Consider the following 24,455-nt stretch of genomic DNA (forward strand, 5'->3'; position numbering starts at 1 on the left):
AATTTTGTAACACTATTTTTTTCTAGAACAGACCTCCACCTTGTTTGGTATTGTCTTCTCTTTGTTTGCGCTGCAGGTTTTTAGTTTTACCTCCGCCAAAAGCATAATTGAAACCTACAAATACGGATTGACTTTCCCATCTAAATTGACCTCTTTGTGGATACGGATTTTCACCGTCAAAACCTGCTTTCATAGTGTTGAAAATATCATTGAAACGGATGCTTAATGTAGCTTTGTCTTTCAAGAAAGAGTAGCGTCCACCAGCGTCAATTTTGTACATTTCTTTGTTGTTAAATTGAACACCGTCAACTCCAGATCTATAAAAACCAAATAATAGAAAACGTAGGCTTTTACTAGCTTTAAAATTGCTATTAAAACGAGCATTAAATGCTGCTGCGGCAACTTCTTTGGTAACCAAATCGAATGAGTTTGTAGCAGTGTTTATTTGAGATACAAGTCCTTTCTGGTTGATGTTTGAATAATCTATTGCAGGTTGAATATCCCACCAACTATTAATTTTATAATTCATAGAAACTTCAAATCCATAGGCGGTGTTGTTGTCAAAGTTGTCAAAACTTAAAATTTGTTGGTCTTGATTTTGAGGATCTGGATAAATGATTCGGTTGATTTCGTTTTGAATGCTTCTTACAAACAATCCGGTGGTTAAAGAACCCTTTGAAAGTGTCTTCGTGTAATTAAATTCTATTGAGTTTGTAAATTGTGGGTCCAATTCCGGATTTCCGATAGAGGTTAATCTAGGCGAACTAAATTCTCTCAGGGGTTTTGTTTGATCTATTCCAGGTCTGTCTACACGTCTGCTAAAACTAATTTGGAGTTGGTTTTTTTCAGATGGTGAGTACGTCATAGACGCTGATGGATACACGGTGAAGTAATCATCTTTGTAAGCAACGGTGCCGTTTAGCATTGCTTTTACATGATAGCTTTCAAAACGTGCTCCCAATTGGTAACCAATTTTCTTGAATTTTTGTCCATAGGTTGCATAAGCCGAATAAATGTCTAAATCATACGTGTATTTTGAATTTGTCAAAGCGGCGTTGTTTGTAGCATAATCGTTATCGGTGCGTAAATTTCTGCTTTCTGCACCAAGCTCTAATTTTGTTTTTTCGTCAAGCGGATTTGTGTAATCAAGATTTACAATCGTGCTTTTTCTTTTTTCGCCAAGGGAATCATCATAAGCGCTGCTTGGTATGCTAGGATTAGTATAGGTGTTGCGAAAACGTGCTATTTGATCTTCAGAGAAAATACTGTGATTTACTTCTAAGTCAAGTGTTTCTCCTTCTTTGCTTGTTAGATGTTTGAACGCTACGTTATACGTTCCATCTGTGTTGTCAGTGAGGTATTTTGAATTTAGAAGTATATTTTGAGAAGGGTTAGGATTAACGACATTAATATCAATTATACCATCACTCTTAAAAATATTTTGGTTGGTATAACCAGACACGGTGTTTTTATCATTGATATAATAATCCATTCCAAATTTTACAAGGTGTGACTTATTATCATTTTCGACATCAAAAATTTGATTGGAATTATCATCTAATCGTGATATCATACCTTCATTAAATCGGATGCCAAAATTATTTCCATAAGTCGAGAAAAAATTCACTTTTCCTGTTCTGTAGTTCATGTTCAGAGTGTTGGAAATCTTTGGAGTTTGGGCAAATGTTAATCCAGAATTGATGCTGGCATTCAGACCATTGTTGGTATTTTTATGTAAAACAATGTTAATGATCCCAGACATTCCCTCAGGATTGTATTTTGCACTTGGGTTTGTAATCAGTTCAATTTTTTTGATAGAGGCTGATGGGATTTGTTTTAATAATTGCGAAGCCTCAATGTTACTGGGTCTTCCGTCAACTAAAACACGCACATTTTCATTTCCTCTCAAGGAAATTTTACCATCTTGATCTACATTTACAGAGGGGATGTTACTCATAATCTCTGATGCTGTGGCTCCTGCGGTAGTAAGGTCTTTACCTACATTAATCACTTTTCGATCTATTTTTTGTTCAATGGTTGAGCGTTCTGCTATAATTTCTACTCCTTTAAGTTGTATAGCGTCTTCTTCTAGAATTATGGTATTGAGATTGGCCGATTTTTGATCTATAGAAAGTACAACTGGTTTAGAAACAGTTTTGTATCCCATAAATTGAATTTCAACGGTATACTTTTTTAGAGGTAAATTTTTAATGCTAAAAAGTCCTTTATCTGAGGTAATTTCGCCGGTCAGCACTTTACCGTCTTCTTTTACAACTACATTTACATATCCAAGCGGTTCATTAGTTTGCTTGTCGATTATTTTTCCGGTGATTAGTCCAGAGTTTTCAAGTGGCGAGGTTTTACTTGAAGTTTGTGCTTGTACAGTAAACAGCGTTACCATAAAGCAGATAATTGATAGTTTCAATTTCATGATTGATTTGATTTGATTGATTTGATTGATTAGGCAAATGTATTCTTTTAAATAATACTATGTTAAACATAATACTGTTTTATGTATTATTTAACATTTAATTAATATTTGGAACACAGTAACCTTAATAATAGACTGTTTTGAAGTATAATTGTTACATTAATTTCAATGTAATTTTGATTTGTTTTGTATTTTAATGTATGGGTCTGATTGTGAGTTGTAAATTATGTGAGTATCCCATTTTCAATTTCCTTGATTATGACTATATTTGCTATCTCAAAAAAAATATAAAATGACTTTACCACAAGTTCTTACACCCGCAATAGAAAACGCAATAAAAATCTTGTTTGACGTGACCATTGAAAAGGTGGAGTTTCAAACCACTCGTAAAGAGTTTGAGGGAGATATTACCATGGTTATTTTTCCATTGTTGAAACTAGTAAAGAGTAATCCTGTAGAATTAGGAAATAAAATTGGAAATTATTTAGTAGAAAACGTAGCTGAAGTAAGCCGTTTCAATGTAGTTTCGGGTTTCTTGAATATTGTAATTGCCGATCAATATTACCTAAACCTATTTGCAGGAATAAAAGATAATGCCACCTACGGTTTTGTGACGCCTTCGGCAAATGATAAAGCCGTTATGGTCGAGTATTCCTCTCCAAATACTAATAAGCCTTTGCATTTAGGACACGTTCGTAATAATTTGTTAGGATATTCAGTAGCTGAAATCATCAAAGCTTCGGGTAAAAAAGTATATAAAACTCAAATTATTAATGATAGAGGTATTCATATTTGCAAGTCCATGTTGGCTTGGCAAAAATTTGGTGAAAATCAAACTCCTGAAACATCAGGCTTAAAAGGAGATAAGTTAGTTGGTAACTTTTATGTGGCATTTGATAAGGCCTATAAAGAAGAAATTAATCAACTAATGCAAGCAGGTAAAACAGAAGAAGAAGCTAAAAAACAAGCTCCGATTATTCTTGAAGCCCAAGAAATGCTCCAAAAATGGGAAGCTGGTGATGCTGAAGTGAAAGCTTTGTGGGCTAAAATGAACCAATGGGTGTACGATGGTTTTGCCATTACATACAAGAATTTAGGAGTCGATTTTGATCGTTATTACTATGAGAGTGATACCTATTTATTGGGTAAGGATGTTGTCCAAATTGGTTTAGAAAAAGGAATTTTCGAAAAAGATCCAGACGGTTCTGTTTGGATTGACTTAACAGATGAAGGTCTTGATCGTAAAATTGTGTTGCGTTCAGATGGTACGGCAGTGTATATGACTCAGGATATTGGTACGGCAATTCAACGTGTGAAAGACATGCAAGATGTTGGCGGAATGGTATATACTGTAGGAAATGAGCAAGATTACCATTTTAAAGTGTTGTTTTTGATTCTGAAAAAATTAGGTTTTGATTGGGCAAAAAACTTATACCACTTGTCATACGGAATGGTAGATTTACCATCAGGAAAGATGAAATCTCGTGAAGGTACTGTTGTGGATGCCGATGATTTGATGCAAGAAATGACCGCTACGGCTCAAAAAATAGCAGAGGATTTAGGAAAGTTAGAAACGTATTCACCGGAAGAAAAAGCTAATTTGTATAGTACCATCGGTTTAGGAGCATTGAAATATTATATTTTGAAAGTAGATCCTAAGAAACGAATCCTTTTCAATCCAGAAGAGTCAGTTGATTTTGCTGGAAATACGGGACCGTTTATTCAATATACCTATGCCAGGATTCAATCTATAATTCGTAAAGCAAATTTTGATTACGCAAATAATGCGCAAATAGATATTTTACATGAAAAAGAGAAAGAATTGGTCAAACAATTAGAGCTTTTTCCTGAAGTAATTCAAAATGCAGCCCAGCATCACAGTCCGGCGCTTTTGGCAAATTTCACCTATGATTTGGTAAGAGAGTACAATTCGTTTTACCAAGCCGTTCCTATTTTAGGGGAAGAGGATTTAGAAAAGAAAAAATTCAGAGTACAACTGTCTAAAAAAGTAGCCGAGGTTATTGCTTCATCATTTAAGTTACTGGGAATTAATGTTCCTGACAGAATGTAAATTTAAAACTTTAGATAAAAAAAAATCCGAATCAGTTAAGATTCGGAATTTTTTTTTGGGCGAAAGCCAATTTTTAAATAGTTATTGCAAACCTAAATATAATGTAAACTATGCATTATAATTTTTTTAAGATTTAATTACAAAGGAATCTATGATAGCATCAATTTCTGCTTGACTTGCAGTAGGTTTTAGGTCAAATAGAAGAGAAAAAAGAGACTTCTTTTCTACTTTTTTGTGCAAGTTGATGTCTTTTTTTGAAGCATAAACGCTATTCCATTTATTTCTAATTTTGAGCCAGATGTCCTCGTTTTTCTTCCACCAGTTTTGGGCCACTTTACAGTTAGCATCAGGAACTTTAGTATAGATATCAAAACCTTTTTCTTGAGCCAACAAGATGTCTTTTTGATTTAAATTCCGAATCAATTTGTCGTTATCTTGTTCATGAACCCAGCCCGTTGCCGTTATTTCATGTATGTTTCTTCTTTTTAATACATTGTAGTCATCTCTTTTTGTATGCTCTCTTCTAGGTAGAGGTGCGTCTGTGGTATTTTTCCAATAGTGACTTCCATCAACATGAACCCAACTAGATGAGCCTTCATATCTAGGACTGTCGTCTACCTGATATACTTTTTGTGTCCATTGTCCTTTTACATTTTTTGCAGGTGTTGCGCTGTGTTTCCAAGTCAAATCTTTTTGAAAGTTAAGAAAATCGGTGTTTTCAAATAGCCAGTCTTGTCTCCAGTGTTTTACAATATCATTTTCATTAGGCCCCACTATTAATAAATGTTGCATGCTTATTTTATTAGATGAGTCTTCAATAAGCTGAACCCATTCTAAAGCTTTTTCATGTTTTGTTTCAGATGGTTTATAGGTTAATGAATCTTTGGGATAACTAAAAGTTTCTGCAAAGTTGAATTGAACTTCATAGCAACCGCACATAGACTTGATGGCTGCGATGTCATTTTGTCTAGCATCTGTTTGACTGTTGCTTAATAAGCTTGTAGTTAATGCAATGGAGGTAATGAAAACTTTTGATCTCATATAAATAATTTTTAAGGAATAAATAATTTCGACAAAAATACTATATTTATTTAGATTAAATAAAAATAATATTTACATTTGCTGAAAATTATTAAGAATGCTTCTAAATAGAATATTAAAAATAGGCTTTCCTTTACTCTCATTAGCGTGTTACTCTCAAGGTCAACAGTCAATTGATTCTTTAAAACAGGAACATTTAGAGGAAGTTGTTGTAACAGCAACACGAACAAAAAGATTGATTGCTACTTTGCCACTTCCTACACATATTATATCTGCGGCTACTATAGAAAAGGCTGGCGTAACACGATTGGATGAAATTTTAGCACAACAAACTGGACTTCATCTAACATCAGATTTTGGCGGAGTCGAAGGATTACAAATGCAAGGTCTTGATGCAGCATATATTTTAATTTTAATGGATGGGGTTCCTCTTGTAGGAAGGAGTGCAGGAACATTTGATTTGTCTCGAATAAGTGTGGGAAATATTGATCGAATAGAAATTGTAAAAGGAGCTTCTTCGTCTTTATATGGATCTGAAGCTTTAGCGGGTGTAATTAACATCATAACTAAAAAGCCAACACGTAATAATGCTTCGGGAAATGGATCCTTTAGATACGCTAGTTGGAATACGAATGATGTAAATCTGAATTTTAATTGGAAAAAAGAAAAAATTTCGGCAACACTTTTTACCAATTATTTCTCCTCAAATGGCTATGATTTAGATCCAAAAACGGAATTAAAAACAGTAGAGCCTTATCAAAACACCACCATACAACCCAGAGTGTTTTGGGATTTTTCAAAAAATGTAAAATTTACCTTTGGGACACGTTTTTACAATCAATTGCAAGAATATAAAACGATCATAAATGCCATTAATTATGCTGGTAATGCAACAATTTTAGAATGGGATTTACATTCAAAATTAGAACAAAAATGGGGTTCTAATGTACAAGTAGATTATGAATTGTATGCCACAAATTACAAAAATAATTCTTTCTTGAATAGTCCTGAAAATATACTTTTTGAACAAAATTATTACAATCAATGGTTGTATCGTCCAGAAATTAGAGCCTTGTTTAATTGGAAAAAAAATAAAATAATAGCAGGTGCGGGTTTTAATCATGAATCTTTAGATCGAACTTATTTTGCTACAAAAGTGGCCGTTCAATCTCAATATGTTTTTTCACAATTGGATTTTAATCCAACGGACAAAGTCAATTTTTTGCTAGGAATTCGGTATGACAATAATAGCCAGTTTGCCTCTCAATGGAGCCCTAAATTTGCTGTAAATTACAAAGTCAATCCTAGTTTATCTTTCAAAACATCTGTAGGTTATGGTTTTAAAGCGCCTGATTTTCGACAATTGTATTTTGATTTTACAAATTCCTCAGTAGGATATACTGTGCTGGGATATAATGTAGCAGAATCACAATTAAATGTTTTAGAAAAGCAAGGACAGCTGCTGAACAGAATACCTGGAATTAGTTTTGAAAATCCATTAGAGCCAGAAAGTTCCGTAAATCTAAATTTGGGGAGCTTTTATCAAAAGGAAAAATTAAAAGTCGAGACCAATTTTTTTTACAATTCGATATCAAATCTCATCGATACAAGAGTTGCCGCACAAAAGAATAATGGACAAAACGTATTTAGTTACTTTAATGTTGACCAAATTTTTACCTATGGTCTTGAATTCAATTCTACTTATAGTTATTCTAAGCAATTTAATGTTTCTATTGGTTACCAATACTTAATTGCTAAAGATGAGTCGGTAATCAAATCTATTGAAAAAGGCACAGTTTACGCCCGAGATCCTGTAACATTAGAATCTTTCCAAATTAAAAAAGTCGATTATTTTGGGTTATTCAATCGTTCGAAAAATACGGCAAATTTAAAGTTTTATTATGCTGTGCCAAAGTTAAAAACCGATTTCAATTTACAAGTTTTTTATAAAAGTAAGTATGGTTTATGGGATTCTAATAACAATCAAGTTTTAGATAAATACGATGATTTTGTAAATGCTTTTACAACGATTAATATTTCCGCTTCAAAAAAAATGCTACAAAAGTTTACGCTACAAGCAGGTGTCAACAATCTTTTTGATTTTACAAATCCACAAGAAATTAGCACACTTTCGGGACGTTTATTTTTTACAAGATTACAATTTAATTTTTAACACTTTTAATATTTTTATTATGAAAAACAAATTTTCAACCTCTTTTTTTACGATCGCAGTTGTGGCAATCTTTGCAACCTTTATTTCATGTGATAAGGATGATGCTCCACAAAAAGTAGTAGTACTTGAGACAAAAACAGTTTCAAATTTACCAGCTCCACAAACAGGTGGTCAAGGACAACCAGAAGGAGGGCCGTTCACCAAATTTAGTTTTTCTCAAAATGCAGTTGTTACAAATGATGTTTGGGATATCGCTTTTAGAGGGACAAAAATAATTGTTAACGGAGGATCGTTAATTGGTCTTAACGAAGAGCCAGCTAGAAAAGGTGTTGCAGCTGTAAGTATTGTAACGGGGTCATTGAGCAGTGTTACAGCTATTCCAGCTGCAAATACATTTGTTCAAGATGGTGATAAAACCTATTCCTTTCCTACCTCGGGTATTAATTCATGGTATGATTATAATGCTACATCGCATATTATTTCTGCCAAAGCAGGTAAAGTATACGTAGTAAAAACACACGATGGTAAATATGCTAAATTCGAAATTTTAAGTTATTATAAAGATGCACCCTTATCTCCTGATGCGACTTCAATATCTCGATTTTATACCTTTAAATTCGTTTATCAAAACAACAGTTCAACCTCTTTCTAGAGGTAAAACTGTTTACTTTGAATTCATTTTTAGTTGATTTTTTTTTTTTTTTGAATTAAAGAGGCTGATTATTTCAGCCTCTTTTTGTTTTATTCAGATAATTTTAAAAACATTCCTTTTTTTATTACTAATACCTTTTCAACTTCAATACCAAATCATTAATTTTACACCTTAATTAAAGAGAAAAAGAATTATGTTCGATAATTTAAGCGAAAAACTAGATAAAGCCTTCCATATATTAAAAGGTCACGGAAAAATAACCGAAGTAAACGTAGCAGATACTTTAAAAGAAGTTCGACGTGCTTTACTTGACGCCGATGTTAACTTTAAAATTGCCAAAGATTTTACTACCAAAGTAAAAGAAAAAGCAATAGGTCAGGACGTACTAACAACGCTTCAACCAGGGCAATTATTAGTTAAGTTAGTCAAAGATGAATTGACTGAATTAATGGGTGGCGATGTAGCCGGAATTAATTTATCGGGTAATCCATCTGTTATTTTGATGTCTGGATTACAAGGTTCTGGAAAAACTACTTTCTCTGGAAAATTAGCCAATTATCTTTTGACTAAGAAAAACAAAAAACCATTATTGGTTGCCTGTGATATTTACCGTCCTGCGGCTATTCAACAATTGTATGTTGTTGGAGATTCTATTGGTGTTGAGGTATATTCAGAACCAGAAAATAAAAATCCAGTTGAAATTGCTCAAAACGCAATCAAACATGCTAAAGCAAATGGGTTTAATGTTGTCATTGTGGATACCGCTGGTCGTTTGGCTGTTGATGAAGAAATGATGAACGAGATTGAACGCGTGCATAAAGCGATTCAACCACAAGAAACCTTGTTTGTAGTTGATGCTATGACAGGTCAAGATGCCGTAAATACAGCAAAAGCATTCAACGACAGATTGAATTTTGATGGTGTTATCTTAACAAAATTAGATGGAGATACTCGTGGTGGAGCTGCTTTGTCTATTAAAACAGTTGTAAATAAGCCTATTAAGTTTGTAGGTACTGGAGAGAAAATGGAGGCTATTGATGTTTTCTATCCTGTACGTATGGCGGAGCGAATTTTAGGAATGGGTGACGTTGTTTCCCTTGTGGAGAGAGCTCAGGAGCAATTTGATGAAGAAGAAGCAAGAAAAATCCAAAAGAAAATTGCTAAAAATGAATTTGGTTTTGATGATTTCCTTTCTCAAATTCAGCAAGTAAAGAAAATGGGTAACATGAAAGACTTGGTAGGAATGATACCAGGTGCTTCAAAAGCGATGAAGGATGTTGAAATTGAAGATAACGCTTTCAAACACATTGAAGCTATTATTTACTCGATGACTCCAATCGAAAGAAGTAAACCAGCTGTGATTGATGTAAAACGAAAAGCAAGAATTGCAAAAGGTTCAGGAACCAAAATTGAGCAAGTAAATCAGCTGATGAAACAGTTTGACCAAATGAGTAAAATGATGAAAATGATGCAAGGTCCGGGCGGAAAAAACCTAATGAAAATGATGGGCGGAATGAAAGGCGGAATGCCGGGAATGCCAGGAATGAAATAAAGAATTTAAAAATAGAGTCTTAAAGTCGTTATGATTTTAAGACTTTTGTCTTTACTATATTAAACAAAACAACAATGCAACTACTAGACGGAAAAAAAACAGCAGAAGACATCAAAAGCGAAATTGCTGTTGAAGTACAAAAAATGAAAGCCAATGGAGAGAAAGTTCCTCACTTGGCAGCCCTAATCGTAGGGAATGATGGCGCAAGTTTAACTTATGTGGGTAGCAAGGTAAAAGCCTGCGAGCGAGTAGGATTTGAGTCTACTTTGATTAAAATGCCCAACACCACCACAGAAATTGAATTGCTTAAAAAGATCAAAGAATTAAATGAAGACGAGCAAATTGACGGTTTTATTGTGCAATTGCCACTTCCTAAACAAATTGACGAGCAAAAAGTTTTAATGGCGGTTGACCCAAGTAAAGATGTTGATGGTTTTCATCCGGAGAACTTTGGGAAAATGGCATTGGATATGACAACTTTCATTCCTGCAACACCATTTGGTATTCTAGAATTGTTAGATCGCTATGGAGTAGAAACAAAAGGAAAGCATACTGTTGTTATTGGCCGCAGCCATATTGTGGGTAGACCAATGAGTATTTTGATGGGACGCAAAGGTTTTCCAGGGAACTCAACAGTGACACTTACGCATAGTTACACCAAAAATATAGAAGAAATTACCATTCAGGCTGATATTATAATCACAGCTTTGGGTGTTCCCAATTATTTAAAAGCGGATATGGTGAAGGATGGAGCAGTTGTTATTGATGTGGGTATTACCCGCGTTCCTGACGAAAACCACGAGAAAGGATACGTAATCACCGGTGATGTAGATTTTGATCAAGTAAGCAAAAAAGCATCTTTTATTACCCCAGTTCCTGGTGGAGTAGGACCAATGACCATTGCTATGTTATTAAAAAACACACTCTTGGCAAGGGAAATGAAGAGAAACAAATAAAAATTTTTACATAGAAAGCCTCAAATTTATTTTTGGGGCTTTTTTTTGTCTTAAGATGCTCCTAAATTATAACTAGCAAAAGCTTAGAATCTAAATTTAAAGAATACTTTTGCAACACTTAAAAAAAAAGGTAATGGACGATTATTATTCGGAAATGTTAAACTAAGATAGCACTTGAACAATTTTCAAGAGGCTATACATAAACCTATAGGATTTTGAAATGAGAGCTTTTTACAAAAACAATAACGGATTAAGTGCCACTACTAATTGGACTCCAAACTGCTGGATCAATATTGAATGTCCTACCGAAATAGAAAAAAAATATTTACTCGAAGAATTACAAATTCCCGAAGCATTTTATAACGACATTGAAGATATTGACGAAAGACCAAGGATAGAAATTGAAAATGATTGGACTTTGATTATCATGCGAATTCCTGTGAAAAGCAACGATGTGAAATTGCCTTTTCATACGATTCCTGTTGGTGTTGTTTTCAAAAGTGAAGTTTGTATCACCATTAGTTTTCATAAAACAGAAATGCTTTCTGATTTTGTGATTTACACCCAACGTAAAAAAATCGATATTAAGGACAACTTTGATTTGGTGCTCAAGCTATTGTTATCCTCCAGTGTTTGGTTTTTAAAATACTTGAAACAAGTCAATCAAAAGATAAAATTAGCCGAGGATAATTTAGAGAAATCAATCAAAAACGAAGAATTACAGGCTTTACTCCAAATAGAAAAATGTTTGGTTTTCTTTATGACTTCCTTGAAAGGCAATGATATTTTGCTGCATCGAATCAAGAATATCAAATCTCAAAAAGAGCATTTTGATTTAGAATTATTGGAAGATGTAGAGATAGAATTGCGCCAAGCCCAAGAAACTACCAATATATATAGTGACATCTTAACCGGTACAATGGATGCATACGCCTCTGTGATATCAAATAATATGAATACGATTATGAAGCAAATGACTTCAATTTCGATTATTTTGATGATTCCCACCTTGATTGCCAGTTTATACGGTATGAATGTTCCCAACGATTTAGAGAATAACCGCTATGGCATCTGGATTGTAATTGCAGTATCTATTATGCTTTCGTGCTTTGGAGTATTTTTATTCAAAAAGAAAAGATGGTTTTAAGAAACATTATTTAAAAAAAAAAATATTTTTTCTTCTTCCTTTTCTTGGATTATACATTAAAAACAATAACTTTGTAATTCAAAGTACTTTTATTATGAGTCACAATATTCAAGAAGATTTAGTTCACATTCGTTCCATGATGGAACGTTCTTCAAGGTTTCTTTCCCTTAGCGGATTGTCAGGTGTTTTTGCAGGAGTCTTTGCGCTACTTGGTGCGGGTTATGCTGCTTTTTTGTTTGAGTCAAATGAGATGTCTTATTTTGATGGATTGGAGAAAGTGTACAGTGTTGATTTGATTTATAAACTAATTGTAGTGGGGATTGTAATTTTAGTTCTTGCTCTTCTTTCTGGATTTCTATTCACTTTTAAAAAGAGTAAAAAAAATAATTTGCTAATCTGGACTTCTACCACAAAAGTGATGCTTTTGCAATTAGCAATTCCTTTAGCAGTCGGAGGCGTCTTTTGTCTAGCTTTAATATATCATGGTCTTTTCGCTTTTTTAGCGCCAGCTACTTTACTTTTTTACGGATTAGCATTGGTAAATGCGGGTAAGTATACGTATTCAGATATTCAGTATTTAGGATACTTTCAATTATTTCTTGGGGGTGTATCTTTATTTTTTCTAGGATATGGATTGATTTTTTGGGCCCTTGGTTTTGGAATTCTACACATAGTTTACGGAACGATCATGTTTAAAAAATACAGATAATCATGGGTATTATCGATAAATTAAATAAAGATTTCGAAAGTCGAATCCGATTAGGATTAATGTCTGTATTGATGGTAAACGATTGGATCGATTTTACTGAAATGAAGGCATTATTAAATACTACTGATGGAAACTTAGCGAGTCACTCTTCTTCTTTAGAGAAATCAGGCTATATCGAAATCAAAAAAGAATTTGTGGGTAAAAAACCAAAAACCTCTTATCGAGTTACCAATATGGGGAGAGCTGCTTTTGTTTCCCACTTAAATAGTCTTGAAAAATTATTCAAATCTAAATAAACCTTTTTTTAACTTTTTACTTTGAAATACAAAGTACTTTTAAATTTATAATTATGAAAAAACTACATTTTATTTTAGCAAGCAGTTTGGTTTTTACATTGCTTTTTTACAACGAAGATTTGGGGCTTAATTGGGCTATTTTTGGGATTGTACAAATCGGATTAATATGCTATTTTTTCCAAGAGAAGTTTACCAGTAGGATGCATTTGCTGTTAGTGGTTGCATCGGTTTTGTCTTGTTTTGCGTTTGCTTGGTATGGCGATTTTCCGTCGTTTTGTGCCATGTCTTTATCAATTATCTTTTTACAATTCAAAACTCAAGAACCTAAACTGAAATTGTTACAAGCTTTTCCTTTGGTTTTGTTCAATGGAATTACCTCTTTAGGCCGTATATTCATGTTTAGTCAATACCTTCCTAAGCGCAGAATCAATAATGGTTTTATAAAAAAACTGATAGCTTACTTTGTTATTCCACTTCTATTTCTTGGATTGTTTTTAGTAGTATACTCATTTGCAAGTGATCATTTTTTGTCTCTGTTTACCGGTTATTATTTAGACATCGATGTTTGGCAAGCAATTGTAATTTCTGCTTTAGGATTTTTTATTTCATTCACTTTCTGGAATTATTGGATACCAGAGATTTGCTACGAAAAGAATAGTTTATTAGATAATGATTTTGATGAAGTCGACAAGATTCAAAATAAAAACTCATTTTCGTTTTTGGATATTGATTTCGAAAGAAGAAGTGGAGAGATTACGTTCTTTCTTTTGAATGCATTGCTATTGGTTTTCATTGTAACTTATAACTATGAGCAGTTTTTTGAAGTGGTTAAAAAATCAAATTTAAGTTCGGATACACATGAACGAGTAAATGCTGTAATTTTATCAATTATCATGGCAGTTGGTGTAATCTTGTTTTACTTCAAAGGTGGCTTTAATTTTGATGAAAAAGCGATATATCTTAAAAAATTAGCCAAGATTTGGATTGTTTTAAATGGAATTTTAATACTTTCTACCATAATCAAAAACACTGAGTATATTTCATTTTATGGATTGACCTACAAGAGATTAGGTGTGTACGCTTTCTTAATTTTAGCAATAATAGGATTGATTATTTCGTACCTGAAAATTACAAAGCAAAAAACAAATGCTTTTCTTTTCAATCAAATGATGTGGGGTTTTTATGGGATAGTTTTATTAACCAGTTTTGTTAATTGGGGCGCTATAATTACTTATTATAATATTGAAGTTAATAAAGGGGTTGAACCTGTATTTTTATCAGGCTTAAATTTTAATGATGAAATGCGTAGAAAATTTATTCAAGAAAACAAATTAGATGGTCAATACAATGAAATAATTAGGGAAAAGGAAATTCTAAAAAATCAAGAATGCTCTTTTCTATCGAAAGCTTTTTATTATGAGTTTTTAAATAAAGAGTAAATAGTGAATAAAGCATTAAAAAATCTTCATAAAAATTATTGCTGTTTTTATGAAGATTTTTTTTATTAATAACCTTGCTTTTTACGTGTCAATATGAGATATTTGCTTCACTATTTGGTTAAATTTAATATAACACTTAACCCAAAAAAAACTATGAAAAAAATTACAATGGTACTCTTTTTAACTTTAGTTAGCTTCTCTGGTTTTGCCCAGCGAGTGGCTGATCAAGTTATTAAAATGAATTCAAAAATTGAAGATTTAACCCAAAATGCAATCACAGGAATTATAGTGGTTAAGGAAGGTAATGTGGTTAGAGGTATAAGTCCTGAAACTAAAGCTGAAGTTTGGAGCTTTGATGCGGATAAAGCTGTTGGAAGCGTTTCTGCGCTAGAAACATTAAGTAACGTTGATGCTGATAATTTATTTGCGAGTAAACGTATTTTAAAGCCAATCGAGGGAACTGTTTATGTTGAGGCTTTGGTTAATTTTAAAACAATATTGATTAATACTGAAGATGGTAAAGTTGTTTATAATTCAGCGAACTATAAATACACGGTTTTTAATAGCCAATTTTTATATAAAGATAATGAGTATTTAGTAAAAGGAGTTGAGAACGGTAAAGTTATAGCGTCTTTGATCGATTTAAATACTGGAGATGTGAAATGGAAAACAGAACAAGGAGAAGCAAAAAGTATGCTTTCTTCTATGTTTACATTTAAAGCAAATACATCTAATGAAGCACAAGTTAGTAGCAACATGATTTACTCCCTTTATTATGGGAAATTATCTGCTATTGATAGAACAAATGGTAATTTAAAATGGGTTGGAGATCTTGAATATACTAAAGTTTTTCCAACTCAAAACAATACAAACTTAGTAGTAATCAATAGTAAAGGATTGTTGTCTGCAAAGCAATATTTAAATGTATTGGATGCTCAAACAGGTAAACCAATTTGGGAAGATGCGATTAAAACAAAATATATTGTTTATCTGGAAGATTGGGGGACTAAAATTTTAGTAGCTCACAACAGCGGATTCAACTTTTTCAACTTAAATGATGGGTCTAAAGTTTGGAAAAAAGATGCTCGTGGTGAGGGATTGAAAAAAATAATTCCAATTGACGGAGATTATTTATATGTTGCTGAAAACGAGATGATGCTTATCGATAAAGACGGACAAAAAAAATGGAAAAGCTTTATCGAAATCTCTGACAATAAAGAAGATGCAATTAATTATTTAGGAAAAGTTGATGATAAAGTTTTATACTTAACAGCAACGTATGGAAATTTAGTGGATTACAAAAGCGGAAAAAAATTATGGAGAGGAAATTTAAAATTTAACGAAAACCGTCCATTATTGAATGTATTTGATGAGGAAAACAATCAGTTTTTAGTATATAATGATGAAAAACTTTTCAAATTTGATTCAAAAGGATCAGACAAACCAGATGCTTTTGCTAAAGTAAATGTGAAGAAAGAAAAAGAGTTAAACTCTATTGAATTATTTTCTTGGGGAGTTGCACTTTCTGGACCTACAGAAGTTATGGGGGTAAGCAAAGATGGTAAAGTTTTATACCAAAACATTTACACACAACCTGGAGACGGTGGTAGGGCTTGGGGATCAGCGCTTGCAACTGCAGGATCAATTGGTTTAGGTGTTGCTTCTTTTGGCAATGCTGTAATGGGAAGTGAGTGGACCATGACGACTATTGACCCGGCAACAGGAAAAGAAACTACATCTGTTGTAAAAGAAAAAGATGAAGCACTGTTGAAAAAATCTGCTAATCAAGCTGCTGGAGCTGCTTTTTTAGGTGATGTGTCAAAAAGATTTGGACAACGTTATCAGGCAATGAAACAAAATCGTGATTATTCATACATTTTTGCTAAAGACGAAGCAACAAGTAAAAAGGTATTAGTAAAAGTAAAAAAAGAAGATGGTAAAGAATTAGATAAAATCATTTTTGAAAACATACGTCCGATTTACGAAATTGATCCGGGAACGCAATCAATTTATTATATATTCGAAAATGAATTAAGAATTTTTAATAAGAAAATATAATTCAAGTTGTGAAATAAAAAAAGGCTTATTGAATCATTTCAATAAGCCTTTTTTAGTTTAATATGATATGAAAAAAACGGGTTAATAATCCCCACGTTTCTTAAACCTAGGGTCATCTCTTTTTATAAACTCAGTTCTTTTTCTTGGTGTTTCTACTTTTGGTAAACTAGCTTCTTCTGTTTTGCTGGATGGCTCAATAAGTGCGTTGAGTTCTTTTATTTCGGCATCAGTCAAATCACGGTAACGTCCAACTGGAACATCCAGTGAAATATTGATAATCCGAATGCGTTTTAAGGCGGTTACGTCATAGCCTAGATATTCAGTCATTCGACGGATTTGACGGTTCAAACCTTGTGTTAAGATGATTTTGAAAGTGAATTTACTAATTTGTTCCACCTTACATTTTCTTGTAACAGTGTCTAGAATAGGAACTCCATTTCCCATTCTTTCTATAAAACGATCGGTGATGGGTTTGTTTACGGTAACGGTATATTCTTTTTCATGATTGTTGCGCGCACGTAATATTTTATTAACAATGTCGCCGTCATTTGTCATGAAAATCAAGCCTTCACTGGCTTTGTCTAAACGCCCAATTGGGAATATTCGCTTTGGATAATTAATATAATCTACAATATTGTTGTGTACATCAAGGTTTGTGGTACACTCTATCCCTACTGGTTTGTAAAAGGCAAGATATACTGATTTTTCTGTTTTTTCACGAATTAATTTGCCGTCAATGCGTACTTCGTCATGAGGTGCTACTTTGGTCCCTAATTCGGGTACAACACCATTGATGGTCACTCGTCCTTCTTCGATGATTTTATCAGCTTCGCGGCGGCTGCAAAAACCTGTTTCGCCAATGAATTTATTGAGGCGTTTTAATTGATCTTCCATCTTGCAAAAGTAATCAATTTGCAAATTATAATAGCTATTGATTTTGAGATTGCTTGTAAAACGAACTTATCAACTTTACGACGGATTTGCGTGAAGGATAGCAGCGAAAATCCTTTTTTAGGGCTTTTTTTGCCCAAAAAAAGATTGTAGCGAATAGCCTGGTCGCCGCGGCGGCAAGCCCTAATTTTGAATGAACTGACTAATTTTTTCGTATAAATTGTGGTCGTGCATGCTGTGGCCGAGTCCAGTTGTGGTGATGAAAGTAGCGTTTTTCCAGGTTGCGGCGATTTTGTTGCCTTCATGAATGAGCACTACTTGGTCTTGCTCATCATGGGCAAGAAAGCCTTGGGTTAGTATGTTTTTTGCAAAATGTTGTCCTGCAAACTCATCTGTATCGAGTTGAAAAACATCACGATAATATTTTTTTAGGCCAGTTAAAATTCTAGAATTGAGGCTTAGCAGCGCGATATAATTGTCTAATATTATTTTGAAATCGCTTGGTGCGCCAAGGATAACCATTTTTTTTAAGTCGTCGCTTTGGTAAACGGACTGGTAGTACAAGCAGGTTTTGCCGCCTAGAGAGTGTCCGATCAAAGTTTGTGGTTGAAAATGCTGTACCACTTGGTGTAAAAATTCGGCATAATGCGGAATATTAAATGTGGTGCCACTGGAGAGTCCATGGGCGGGTCCGTCAAGTGCTACGATGGTACTACCGGTTTTTGCGAGGTAAGGCAAGAGTTTTTCCCAACGCGAAGCGTTGCTCTCCCAACCGTGTACTAATAAAATCACATGACTGTTGCCAGGCCAAGTATAGGTTTGTATTTTTTGATCTTGAAAAGAGAGTGTTTGGGTTTGGGCTTGTTGCAGTACTTTGGGTAATCGGTCAACTTGTAGCTTTCCATCGCGAGGTTTACTGAATAAGTTGTATGCGAGTTGTATCGCTTTTGTTGGGGCAAGGTAGCTGAGTAGGTTGATGTAGGTACCCACTGACTTGGTAAAAAGAGTATAGAATATCTGTTTGATCATAAAAAAAGTCCCGATAACATCGGGACTTTAAAGGTATTATATTTTTGAGAACAATTGTTCCATTTTCTCTTTTTCTTCTTCTGCAAGAACGCTATCTACTAGTATTCTTCCAGAGTGCTCATCAGTAATGATTTTTTTTCTAGAAGCAATTTCAACTTGCGTTTGAGGTGGAATAGTAAAGAAAGAACCAGCTGATGCACCTCTTTCTATTGAAACTACTGCTAAACCATTACGAACGCTTCCTCTTATTCTTTTGTAAGCATTTAACAAACGCTCCTCGATTAAGTTTTGGAATTCGATAGATTTTTCAGATAAGAACGCTTCTTCTTTTGCTGTTTCAGCTAAGATTGCATCTAATTCTGATTTTTTATGTTTTAAATGATTCGATTTAGATTCTAATCTTTCTTTTGAGCCTGCAATTACTTCTTTCTTATGCTCAATTGAAGCTTTCATTTCTTTGATTTGCTTTTCAGCCAATTGAATTTCAAGTTCTTGAAACTCTACTTCCTTTGTCAAAGAGTTAAATTCTCTATTATTACGAACCGTTTCCTGTTGTTTTGTATATTTTTTGATAGACTCTTTGTGCTCATCAATAGCTATTTTTTTAGCTTTGATAAGGTCTTCAATAACTTCAAGTTCTCCTTTTAATTTTTCTGAACGTGTGCTTAAACCAGCCACTTCATCTTCAAGATCTTCTACCTCTAAAGGCAATTCACCTCTTACGTTTCTGATTTCGTCAATTCTAGAGTCAATAAGTTGTAAATCGTAAATTGCTCTTAACTTGTCCTCAACACTTAATTCTTTTGTATTCGCCATATTCTATAAGTACTTAACTGGATTTGAATTTTCTTCTGATAAAATAACTGCAAAATTAAGGATTTTTTTTCGAAGATACTCTACAATATAATTTTTTGTATAGCGTTCGCTTTCAAAATGTCCTATATCTGCTAAAAGGAGCTTATTTTCCGCTTCGTAAAACTGATGGTATTTCAAATCAGCTGTTAAATAGGCATCTGCTCCAGCTTGAATTGCATTTGAGATAGCAAAACTTCCAGCTCCGCCAAGAACGGCAACTTTTTTTATTTTATTACCTGTAAAGCTAGAATGTCTGATGCCACCACACTGCATTTTGTCTTTTACGTATTCTAAAAATTCTTTTTCTGGCAAGGGATTAGGAAGTTCACCAATCATACCTAAACCAATGTTTTGATGCTTATTGTTTAAATTATAGATTTCATGTGCAACTTCTTCATAAATGTGGCTGTTAAATAGAGCAGTAAGTATTTTGCGTTCCAAATGTTTCTCATAAGTCACTTCTATTTTGACTTCAGTGGTTTGAACAAGTTCATAGCGTTCTCCTAGTACGGGATTACTGTTTTGATTGCCTCTGAAAGTTCCTGTTCCTGTAGAGCTAAAACTACAGTTGTCATAATTACCAATGTTGCCAGCGCCAGCTGCAAATAAAGCATTTCGAACGATTTCGGCATTGTCAAGCGGGGCGTAAGTCACTAGTTTTCGAATAAATTGCTCTTTAGGAATCAGGATTTTTGTATTGATTAGCCCTAGAGCATCACTAAAAATTTTATTGACACCTTCTTGATGGTTGTCTAGAGCAGTATGAACGGCATATATAGCGATATCATTTTTTATAGCTTTGATAACAGCACGCTCTACATAATTTTTTCCGGTTATCTTTTTTAATCCAGAAAATAAAATGGGATGAAAACACACTACAAGATTGCATTTTTTTGCAATAGCTTCATCGATAATAGTCTCGAGAGCATCATGACAAACCAATATTCCGCTGGCTTCAGTCTCTTGATCACCTACAAGTAATCCTACATTATCAAAATCCTCGGCATAAGCAGTGGGAGCCATTTCTTCGAGTACGTAAATTATTTCTTTGATTTTCATGTTTTTGACAAAGATTGGCACAGATTTTATTGACACAAAAATTAAAGGAATATTTTATAATTGCTGAAATCTGTACTAGATTTTTAATTCAAAGATAATTTATTCTACTTTCGTAAAATGAAATTACTGAGAAAAATACTGTTTCCGTTTGCTGTTTTGTATGGCTTGGTCACCAGTATTCGTAACTTTTTATATGATATTGGAGTACTTAAGGCTACTTTTTTTGATGTGCCAGTTATTGCTGTTGGGAATTTAAGTGTTGGAGGTACTGGAAAATCACCTCAAATAGAATATTTAATCCGTTTACTTAGTAATAATTATAAGGTAGCTACATTGAGTAGAGGATATAAGAGACAGACCTCAGGATACATTTTGGCGCAAGCCGGAACTACTGCAAAAATTTTGGGTGATGAACCGTATCAATTTTTTAGTAAATTCCCAGCAATTCAAGTGGCTGTAGATGCCGATAGAAAAAACGGAATAGAGCAGTTAATACAATCATCTCAAAAGCCCGATGTTATTTTGTTAGATGATGCTTACCAACATCGAAAGGTAAAAGCGGGGTTTTATATTTTACTAACAGCCTACGGAGATTTGTATGCTGATGATTGTATGTTGCCCACAGGGAATTTAAGAGAACTAAAAGTTGGTGCGAAAAGAGCATCCATAGTAATTGTTACAAAATGTCCTGAAAACTTGAGTTTAGAGGAACAAAGTAGATTGCGAACTAGACTTAAAGTTAATGATCATCAAGAATTATTTTTCACTTATATTAACTATGATTTTTATTTTTTGGGTCATAATTATAAAATCAATAGAAATAAGTTAAAAGGTGTAAAGAAAGTTTTAATTGCTGGTATTGCAAAGCCTGATTCATTTTTTGATGCCATTAAAGAAGAGGGTGATGTTTGCTTAGCATACCCTGACCATCATGATTTTACAGATAGTGAAGTTTTAGAAATAAAAAAAATAGCGCAAAACAATAAAATTATTACCACCGAAAAGGATTATGTGCGTTTGAAGGAACACTTCTCAGGGGAACAGCTGTTTTACTTGGGTATAGCATGTTCATTTATATCAGGTGGTGATAATTTTAATAAAACAATTTTAGATTATGTGGGAAGAAGTACAAGAAACAGTTAGTTTCATACAAGAGAGAGTTAATTTCACTCCAGAATACGGTGTTATTCTAGGTTCAGGATTAGGAAGTTTTACTAGTGATATGCAGGTTGATTTTACTTTACCGTATCATGAAATTCCTAATTTTCCTGTTTCAACTGTTCAAGGTCATAAAGGGGCTCTTGTTTTTGGGACTATTGGGAGTAAAAAAGTAGTCGCCATGCAAGGCCGTTTTCATTATTACGAAGGCTATTCTATGACCGAAGTTACTTTTCCGGTACGTGTAATGAAGTTCTTGGGTGTTGATAAGCTTATTGTATCTAATGCATCAGGAGGAGTGAACCCGAGTTATAAAGTAGGATCTATTGTGATGATTACGGATCATATTAACATGACTCCAGAGCATCCTTTGAGAGGGAAAAATGACGAACGTTTTGGCCCTCGTTTTGTTAATATGAGTGAGCCTTATTCCCGCAAAATGATTGCAAAAGCAACCGAAATAGCTAAAGAATTGAATATTGTAACACATGAAGGCATTTACCTTGGTTTGCAAGGACCTACATTTGAAACTCTAGCAGAATATAAAATGGTAAAAATTTTAGGTGCTGATTGTGTTGGGATGTCTACTGTTCCAGAGGTTATTGTGGCTAGACACATGGATTTAGAAACTTTTGGGATTTCTGTTATTACAGATATGGGTGATGCTGAAAGTATAGGAACGATTTCTCATGATGAAGTTCTAGAAGCAGCAAAAGAAGCTGAACCACAAGTTCGTAGTTTAATAAAAGAACTGATTTTGAATTATTAATTACTTCAAGTGATCAGCAATTATAGAATAAAAAACTTCGGGTATGAACGGTTTAGTAATAACATCGTTCATGCCAAAAGACAATAGCATTTCCCGGTTTTCATCAAGAGAGATAGCAGTAAGGGCTATAATGGGTGTAATATTGTCAAATTTTCTAATCGTTTCTGTTGCTATCGTACCATTAATTCCGGGTAAATGAACATCCATTAAAATCAAGTCAAATTTTGAAATTTTTAAAAGTTCAATAGCTTCTTCGCCATTGTCAATCACTTCGCAAATTACTTTTTTATTAAAAAGCATTTTTGTGGTGATCATTTGGTTGATTTTATTGTCCTCTACTAGTAATATTTTCTTATTGATAAGTTTGGATTCATAATTTTGCTTGCTTGTAGAAACGATATCTATGGGTTTTGTTCCTATTTCAAATTTTAATTGAAATGAGAATGTAGATCCTTTATTTACAGTACTTTTAAGGTGTATTTCACCTCCTAGAATGGTTATTAATTTTTTTACAATTGTTAGACCAAGTCCAGTACCTCCATATTTTCTATTAACTTCAATAGAGCCTTGTGAAAAACTATCAAAAACACTTTCTAGTTTTTCTGCTGGTATGCCTATTCCAGTATCAATAATTTCAAAATGTAATGTGGCATGCTTATCTTCTAGATTATTGAGTTTTGCTACCACATTTACTACTCCATTTTTTGTAAATTTTAGCGCATTATTAATCAGGTTTAAAATGATTTGAGAGAGTTTAGTTGGGTCTCCAATGAGAAAATCTGGAATGGTATAGTCAACATCTAATTTGAAATCATTGTTATTTACGATGGCTAACTCCTTGAGAGATTGCTTGATGTTGATGAGTAGTTGTTTTAAGTTAAAGGGAATTTCTTCTATTTCCGTTTTGTTAGATTCTATTTTGTTAATTTCTAAAATTTCATTGATAAACTTAGTCAGGTAATCACCAGAAAATTTTAAGGAGGAAAGGTAATCTATTTGGTTTTTTTTAGGATCTTCTTCAAGAAGTAAATGGGTGATTCCATTGATTGCATTGAGCGGAGTTCTGAGTTCATGACTTACCGTAGAAAGGAACTCAGATCTGGCTTGAGATGCTTTTTCAACTTTGTTTTTAGCAATCTCTAGTTCTTTGTTTTTATCCTTTAAGAGCTGGTTTGATTTGGTTCTAATTTTATTGTTTTTGTAAAGAGAAAGGCTTAATAATGATAAGATAGTAATTAAAGCAATAGCAAGTATACTAATGATTTTTGATATTTTTTTGGATTTTAGTTCTTCTTCTTTTTGAATTTTGAATTGATTTTGTTCTTTTAGACGTTCCGCTTCTTTAAATTTAGCGTAATCATCAACTCCAAGTCTTTTATTGTTGAGAAAAGTTAACTCTTCTTTTAGTTTTAAATATTGTTTTAAATATTGGTATGCTAAATTTTTATCTAATGTTTTGTCATAAAGCGTACTTAGCGCTAGTACTATAGATGTCTTTAGTTCAATATTATTGATATTATTATTAGCGTTAAGAGCCTTTTTTAGATAGGCTATTGCCAAATTATTTCTATTGTATTGTGATTCTATAGTCCCTATTTGATACAAAGTCTTTGCTTGTAAATCCTCTAAAATAGAAGATTCTGGCATATAAATAATAGATTTAAAAATAGTCATAGCCTCTTGAGTTTTTCCAGTGAACCGATTAATAAGTCCTTTTTGGAGTTTTACTTCAAGAATTTTATTTGTGGTTTTTAAATCTTTGTATAAATTTTCGGCTTTGTTAAAATAGGGGGATGCTTCTTTATAATTCTCCTTGGCCATGTAACAAAGGCCAATATGGTAGTAACTTTCGGCTTTCGCTTTATTCGAAATAGAAGTATTGTTGAGTGCGGCACTTTTTAAAAAACTAACTAGCGCATCATCATATTTTTTTAAATCATAAAGAATTTTACCTAAATTGAATTCATGAAGAGCTTGCTCTATGTTTTTGTTGTTTTTTTTTGCAAATTGTATTGCTTTTTGTGTAAAAAACAAAGCATTTCTATAATTATCGTCCTTGATGTTTTGATTGCTGAGCGTGTAATAATAGGTTAGGCTATCTGCCGTCACTTTGGAGTGTGAGGCAAGTATACCAGTAAAAAACAATACAGAAAAGAAAAAACATTTCAT

At 33.3% G+C, this 24,455-nt stretch carries 19 protein-coding genes; 12 read left to right on the plus strand and 7 right to left on the minus strand.

Annotation, left to right across the window (positions count from 1 at the left end; translation table 11 throughout):
- Positions 1-22 precede the first annotated feature (22 nt).
- Complete coding sequence (locus K5V07_RS04060) at positions 23-2,431, minus strand: TonB-dependent receptor domain-containing protein (protein WP_221916489.1); 2,409 nt, start codon at positions 2,429-2,431, stop codon at positions 23-25.
- Positions 2,432-2,723: 292 nt separating this feature from the next.
- Between K5V07_RS04060 and argS the strand changes: the two genes are divergently transcribed.
- Positions 2,724-4,502, plus strand: a complete 1,779-nt coding sequence (gene argS, locus K5V07_RS04065) for an arginine--tRNA ligase (RefSeq protein WP_221916490.1) — start codon at positions 2,724-2,726, stop codon at positions 4,500-4,502.
- Positions 4,503-4,628: 126 nt separating this feature from the next.
- On the opposite strand, the gene K5V07_RS04070 is transcribed toward argS, so the two are convergent.
- Positions 4,629-5,543, minus strand: a complete 915-nt coding sequence (locus tag K5V07_RS04070) for a DUF6607 family protein (protein ID WP_221916491.1) — start codon at positions 5,541-5,543, stop codon at positions 4,629-4,631.
- A 97-nt stretch (positions 5,544-5,640) separates the two neighbouring features.
- Between K5V07_RS04070 and K5V07_RS04075 the strand changes: the two genes are divergently transcribed.
- From K5V07_RS04075 to K5V07_RS04115, 9 genes are all read left to right on the plus strand, one after another.
- Positions 5,641-7,716: a TonB-dependent siderophore receptor gene (locus K5V07_RS04075; protein WP_221916492.1), complete on the plus strand. Its 2,076-nt coding sequence runs from the start codon at positions 5,641-5,643 to the stop codon at positions 7,714-7,716.
- A 19-nt stretch (positions 7,717-7,735) separates the two neighbouring features.
- On the plus strand, positions 7,736-8,368 hold the full coding sequence (locus K5V07_RS04080) for an HmuY family protein (RefSeq protein WP_221916493.1): 633 nt from the start codon (positions 7,736-7,738) through the stop codon (positions 8,366-8,368).
- 193 nt (positions 8,369-8,561) lie between these two features.
- Complete coding sequence (gene ffh / locus K5V07_RS04085; RefSeq protein WP_221916494.1) at positions 8,562-9,920, plus strand: signal recognition particle protein; 1,359 nt, start codon at positions 8,562-8,564, stop codon at positions 9,918-9,920.
- Positions 9,921-9,994: 74 nt separating this feature from the next.
- Positions 9,995-10,876, plus strand: coding sequence for a bifunctional 5,10-methylenetetrahydrofolate dehydrogenase/5,10-methenyltetrahydrofolate cyclohydrolase (locus tag K5V07_RS04090; protein ID WP_144893186.1), 882 nt, complete (start codon positions 9,995-9,997; stop codon positions 10,874-10,876).
- A 220-nt stretch (positions 10,877-11,096) separates the two neighbouring features.
- Entirely contained in the window at positions 11,097-12,023 is a 927-nt protein-coding gene (locus K5V07_RS04095) for a magnesium transporter CorA family protein (RefSeq protein ID WP_221916495.1), read from the plus strand.
- 94 nt (positions 12,024-12,117) lie between these two features.
- A complete protein-coding gene (locus K5V07_RS04100; RefSeq protein WP_221916496.1) occupies positions 12,118-12,732 on the plus strand; it encodes a hypothetical protein in 615 nt (204 codons plus the stop codon).
- Between the two features lie 2 nt (positions 12,733-12,734).
- On the plus strand, positions 12,735-13,028 hold the full coding sequence (locus tag K5V07_RS04105) for a transcriptional regulator (RefSeq protein WP_086453423.1): 294 nt from the start codon (positions 12,735-12,737) through the stop codon (positions 13,026-13,028).
- A 53-nt stretch (positions 13,029-13,081) separates the two neighbouring features.
- On the plus strand, positions 13,082-14,467 hold the full coding sequence (locus tag K5V07_RS04110; protein ID WP_221916497.1) for a DUF4153 domain-containing protein: 1,386 nt from the start codon (positions 13,082-13,084) through the stop codon (positions 14,465-14,467).
- 153 nt (positions 14,468-14,620) lie between these two features.
- Positions 14,621-16,525 (plus strand): PQQ-binding-like beta-propeller repeat protein, encoded by a 1,905-nt coding sequence (locus K5V07_RS04115; RefSeq protein WP_221916498.1) that lies wholly within the window; start codon positions 14,621-14,623, stop codon positions 16,523-16,525.
- 81 nt (positions 16,526-16,606) lie between these two features.
- On the opposite strand, the gene rluF is transcribed toward K5V07_RS04115, so the two are convergent.
- From rluF to K5V07_RS04135, 4 genes are all read right to left on the minus strand, one after another.
- A complete protein-coding gene (gene rluF, locus K5V07_RS04120) occupies positions 16,607-17,419 on the minus strand; it encodes a 23S rRNA pseudouridine(2604) synthase RluF (RefSeq protein WP_086453424.1) in 813 nt (270 codons plus the stop codon).
- Between the two features lie 180 nt (positions 17,420-17,599).
- On the minus strand, positions 17,600-18,445 hold the full coding sequence (locus K5V07_RS04125; protein ID WP_221916499.1) for an alpha/beta fold hydrolase: 846 nt from the start codon (positions 18,443-18,445) through the stop codon (positions 17,600-17,602).
- A 36-nt stretch (positions 18,446-18,481) separates the two neighbouring features.
- The gene (locus K5V07_RS04130; RefSeq protein WP_144893198.1) at positions 18,482-19,261 is read right to left on the minus strand and encodes a zinc ribbon domain-containing protein; all 780 of its coding nucleotides are present in this window, start codon (positions 19,259-19,261) and stop codon (positions 18,482-18,484) included.
- Between the two features lie 3 nt (positions 19,262-19,264).
- On the minus strand, positions 19,265-20,359 hold the full coding sequence (locus K5V07_RS04135; RefSeq protein WP_221916500.1) for a Nif3-like dinuclear metal center hexameric protein: 1,095 nt from the start codon (positions 20,357-20,359) through the stop codon (positions 19,265-19,267).
- A gap of 117 nt (positions 20,360-20,476) precedes the next feature.
- Between K5V07_RS04135 and lpxK the strand changes: the two genes are divergently transcribed.
- On the plus strand, positions 20,477-21,502 hold the full coding sequence (lpxK, locus tag K5V07_RS04140) for a tetraacyldisaccharide 4'-kinase (RefSeq protein WP_221916501.1): 1,026 nt from the start codon (positions 20,477-20,479) through the stop codon (positions 21,500-21,502).
- Complete coding sequence (locus K5V07_RS04145; RefSeq protein ID WP_221916502.1) at positions 21,474-22,286, plus strand: purine-nucleoside phosphorylase; 813 nt, start codon at positions 21,474-21,476, stop codon at positions 22,284-22,286. Before lpxK ends, K5V07_RS04145 begins: the two co-directional genes overlap by 29 nt.
- On the opposite strand, the gene K5V07_RS04150 is transcribed toward K5V07_RS04145, so the two are convergent.
- Positions 22,287-24,455, minus strand: a complete 2,169-nt coding sequence (locus tag K5V07_RS04150) for an ATP-binding protein (protein ID WP_221916503.1) — start codon at positions 24,453-24,455, stop codon at positions 22,287-22,289.

The sequence above is a fragment of the Flavobacterium sp. CHNK8 genome, from assembly GCF_019774515.1.
In the GTDB taxonomy this organism is placed as follows: domain Bacteria; phylum Bacteroidota; class Bacteroidia; order Flavobacteriales; family Flavobacteriaceae; genus Flavobacterium; species Flavobacterium tiangeerense.

Coding starts and splice junctions, on each gene's coding strand:
- K5V07_RS04060 (WP_221916489.1), bottom strand. CDS start 2,431: ATGAAATTGAAACTATCAATTATCTGCTTTATGGTAACGCTGTTTACT.
- argS (WP_221916490.1), top strand. CDS start 2,724: ATGACTTTACCACAAGTTCTTACACCCGCAATAGAAAACGCAATAAAA.
- K5V07_RS04070 (WP_221916491.1), bottom strand. CDS start 5,543: ATGAGATCAAAAGTTTTCATTACCTCCATTGCATTAACTACAAGCTTA.
- K5V07_RS04075 (WP_221916492.1), top strand. CDS start 5,641: ATGCTTCTAAATAGAATATTAAAAATAGGCTTTCCTTTACTCTCATTA.
- K5V07_RS04080 (WP_221916493.1), top strand. CDS start 7,736: ATGAAAAACAAATTTTCAACCTCTTTTTTTACGATCGCAGTTGTGGCA.
- ffh (WP_221916494.1), top strand. CDS start 8,562: ATGTTCGATAATTTAAGCGAAAAACTAGATAAAGCCTTCCATATATTA.
- K5V07_RS04090 (WP_144893186.1), top strand. CDS start 9,995: ATGCAACTACTAGACGGAAAAAAAACAGCAGAAGACATCAAAAGCGAA.
- K5V07_RS04095 (WP_221916495.1), top strand. CDS start 11,097: ATGAGAGCTTTTTACAAAAACAATAACGGATTAAGTGCCACTACTAAT.
- K5V07_RS04100 (WP_221916496.1), top strand. CDS start 12,118: ATGAGTCACAATATTCAAGAAGATTTAGTTCACATTCGTTCCATGATG.
- K5V07_RS04105 (WP_086453423.1), top strand. CDS start 12,735: ATGGGTATTATCGATAAATTAAATAAAGATTTCGAAAGTCGAATCCGA.
- K5V07_RS04110 (WP_221916497.1), top strand. CDS start 13,082: ATGAAAAAACTACATTTTATTTTAGCAAGCAGTTTGGTTTTTACATTG.
- K5V07_RS04115 (WP_221916498.1), top strand. CDS start 14,621: ATGAAAAAAATTACAATGGTACTCTTTTTAACTTTAGTTAGCTTCTCT.
- rluF (WP_086453424.1), bottom strand. CDS start 17,419: ATGGAAGATCAATTAAAACGCCTCAATAAATTCATTGGCGAAACAGGT.
- K5V07_RS04125 (WP_221916499.1), bottom strand. CDS start 18,445: ATGATCAAACAGATATTCTATACTCTTTTTACCAAGTCAGTGGGTACC.
- K5V07_RS04130 (WP_144893198.1), bottom strand. CDS start 19,261: ATGGCGAATACAAAAGAATTAAGTGTTGAGGACAAGTTAAGAGCAATT.
- K5V07_RS04135 (WP_221916500.1), bottom strand. CDS start 20,359: ATGAAAATCAAAGAAATAATTTACGTACTCGAAGAAATGGCTCCCACT.
- lpxK (WP_221916501.1), top strand. CDS start 20,477: ATGAAATTACTGAGAAAAATACTGTTTCCGTTTGCTGTTTTGTATGGC.
- K5V07_RS04145 (WP_221916502.1), top strand. CDS start 21,474: ATGTGGGAAGAAGTACAAGAAACAGTTAGTTTCATACAAGAGAGAGTT.
- K5V07_RS04150 (WP_221916503.1), bottom strand. CDS start 24,455: ATGAAATGTTTTTTCTTTTCTGTATTGTTTTTTACTGGTATACTTGCC.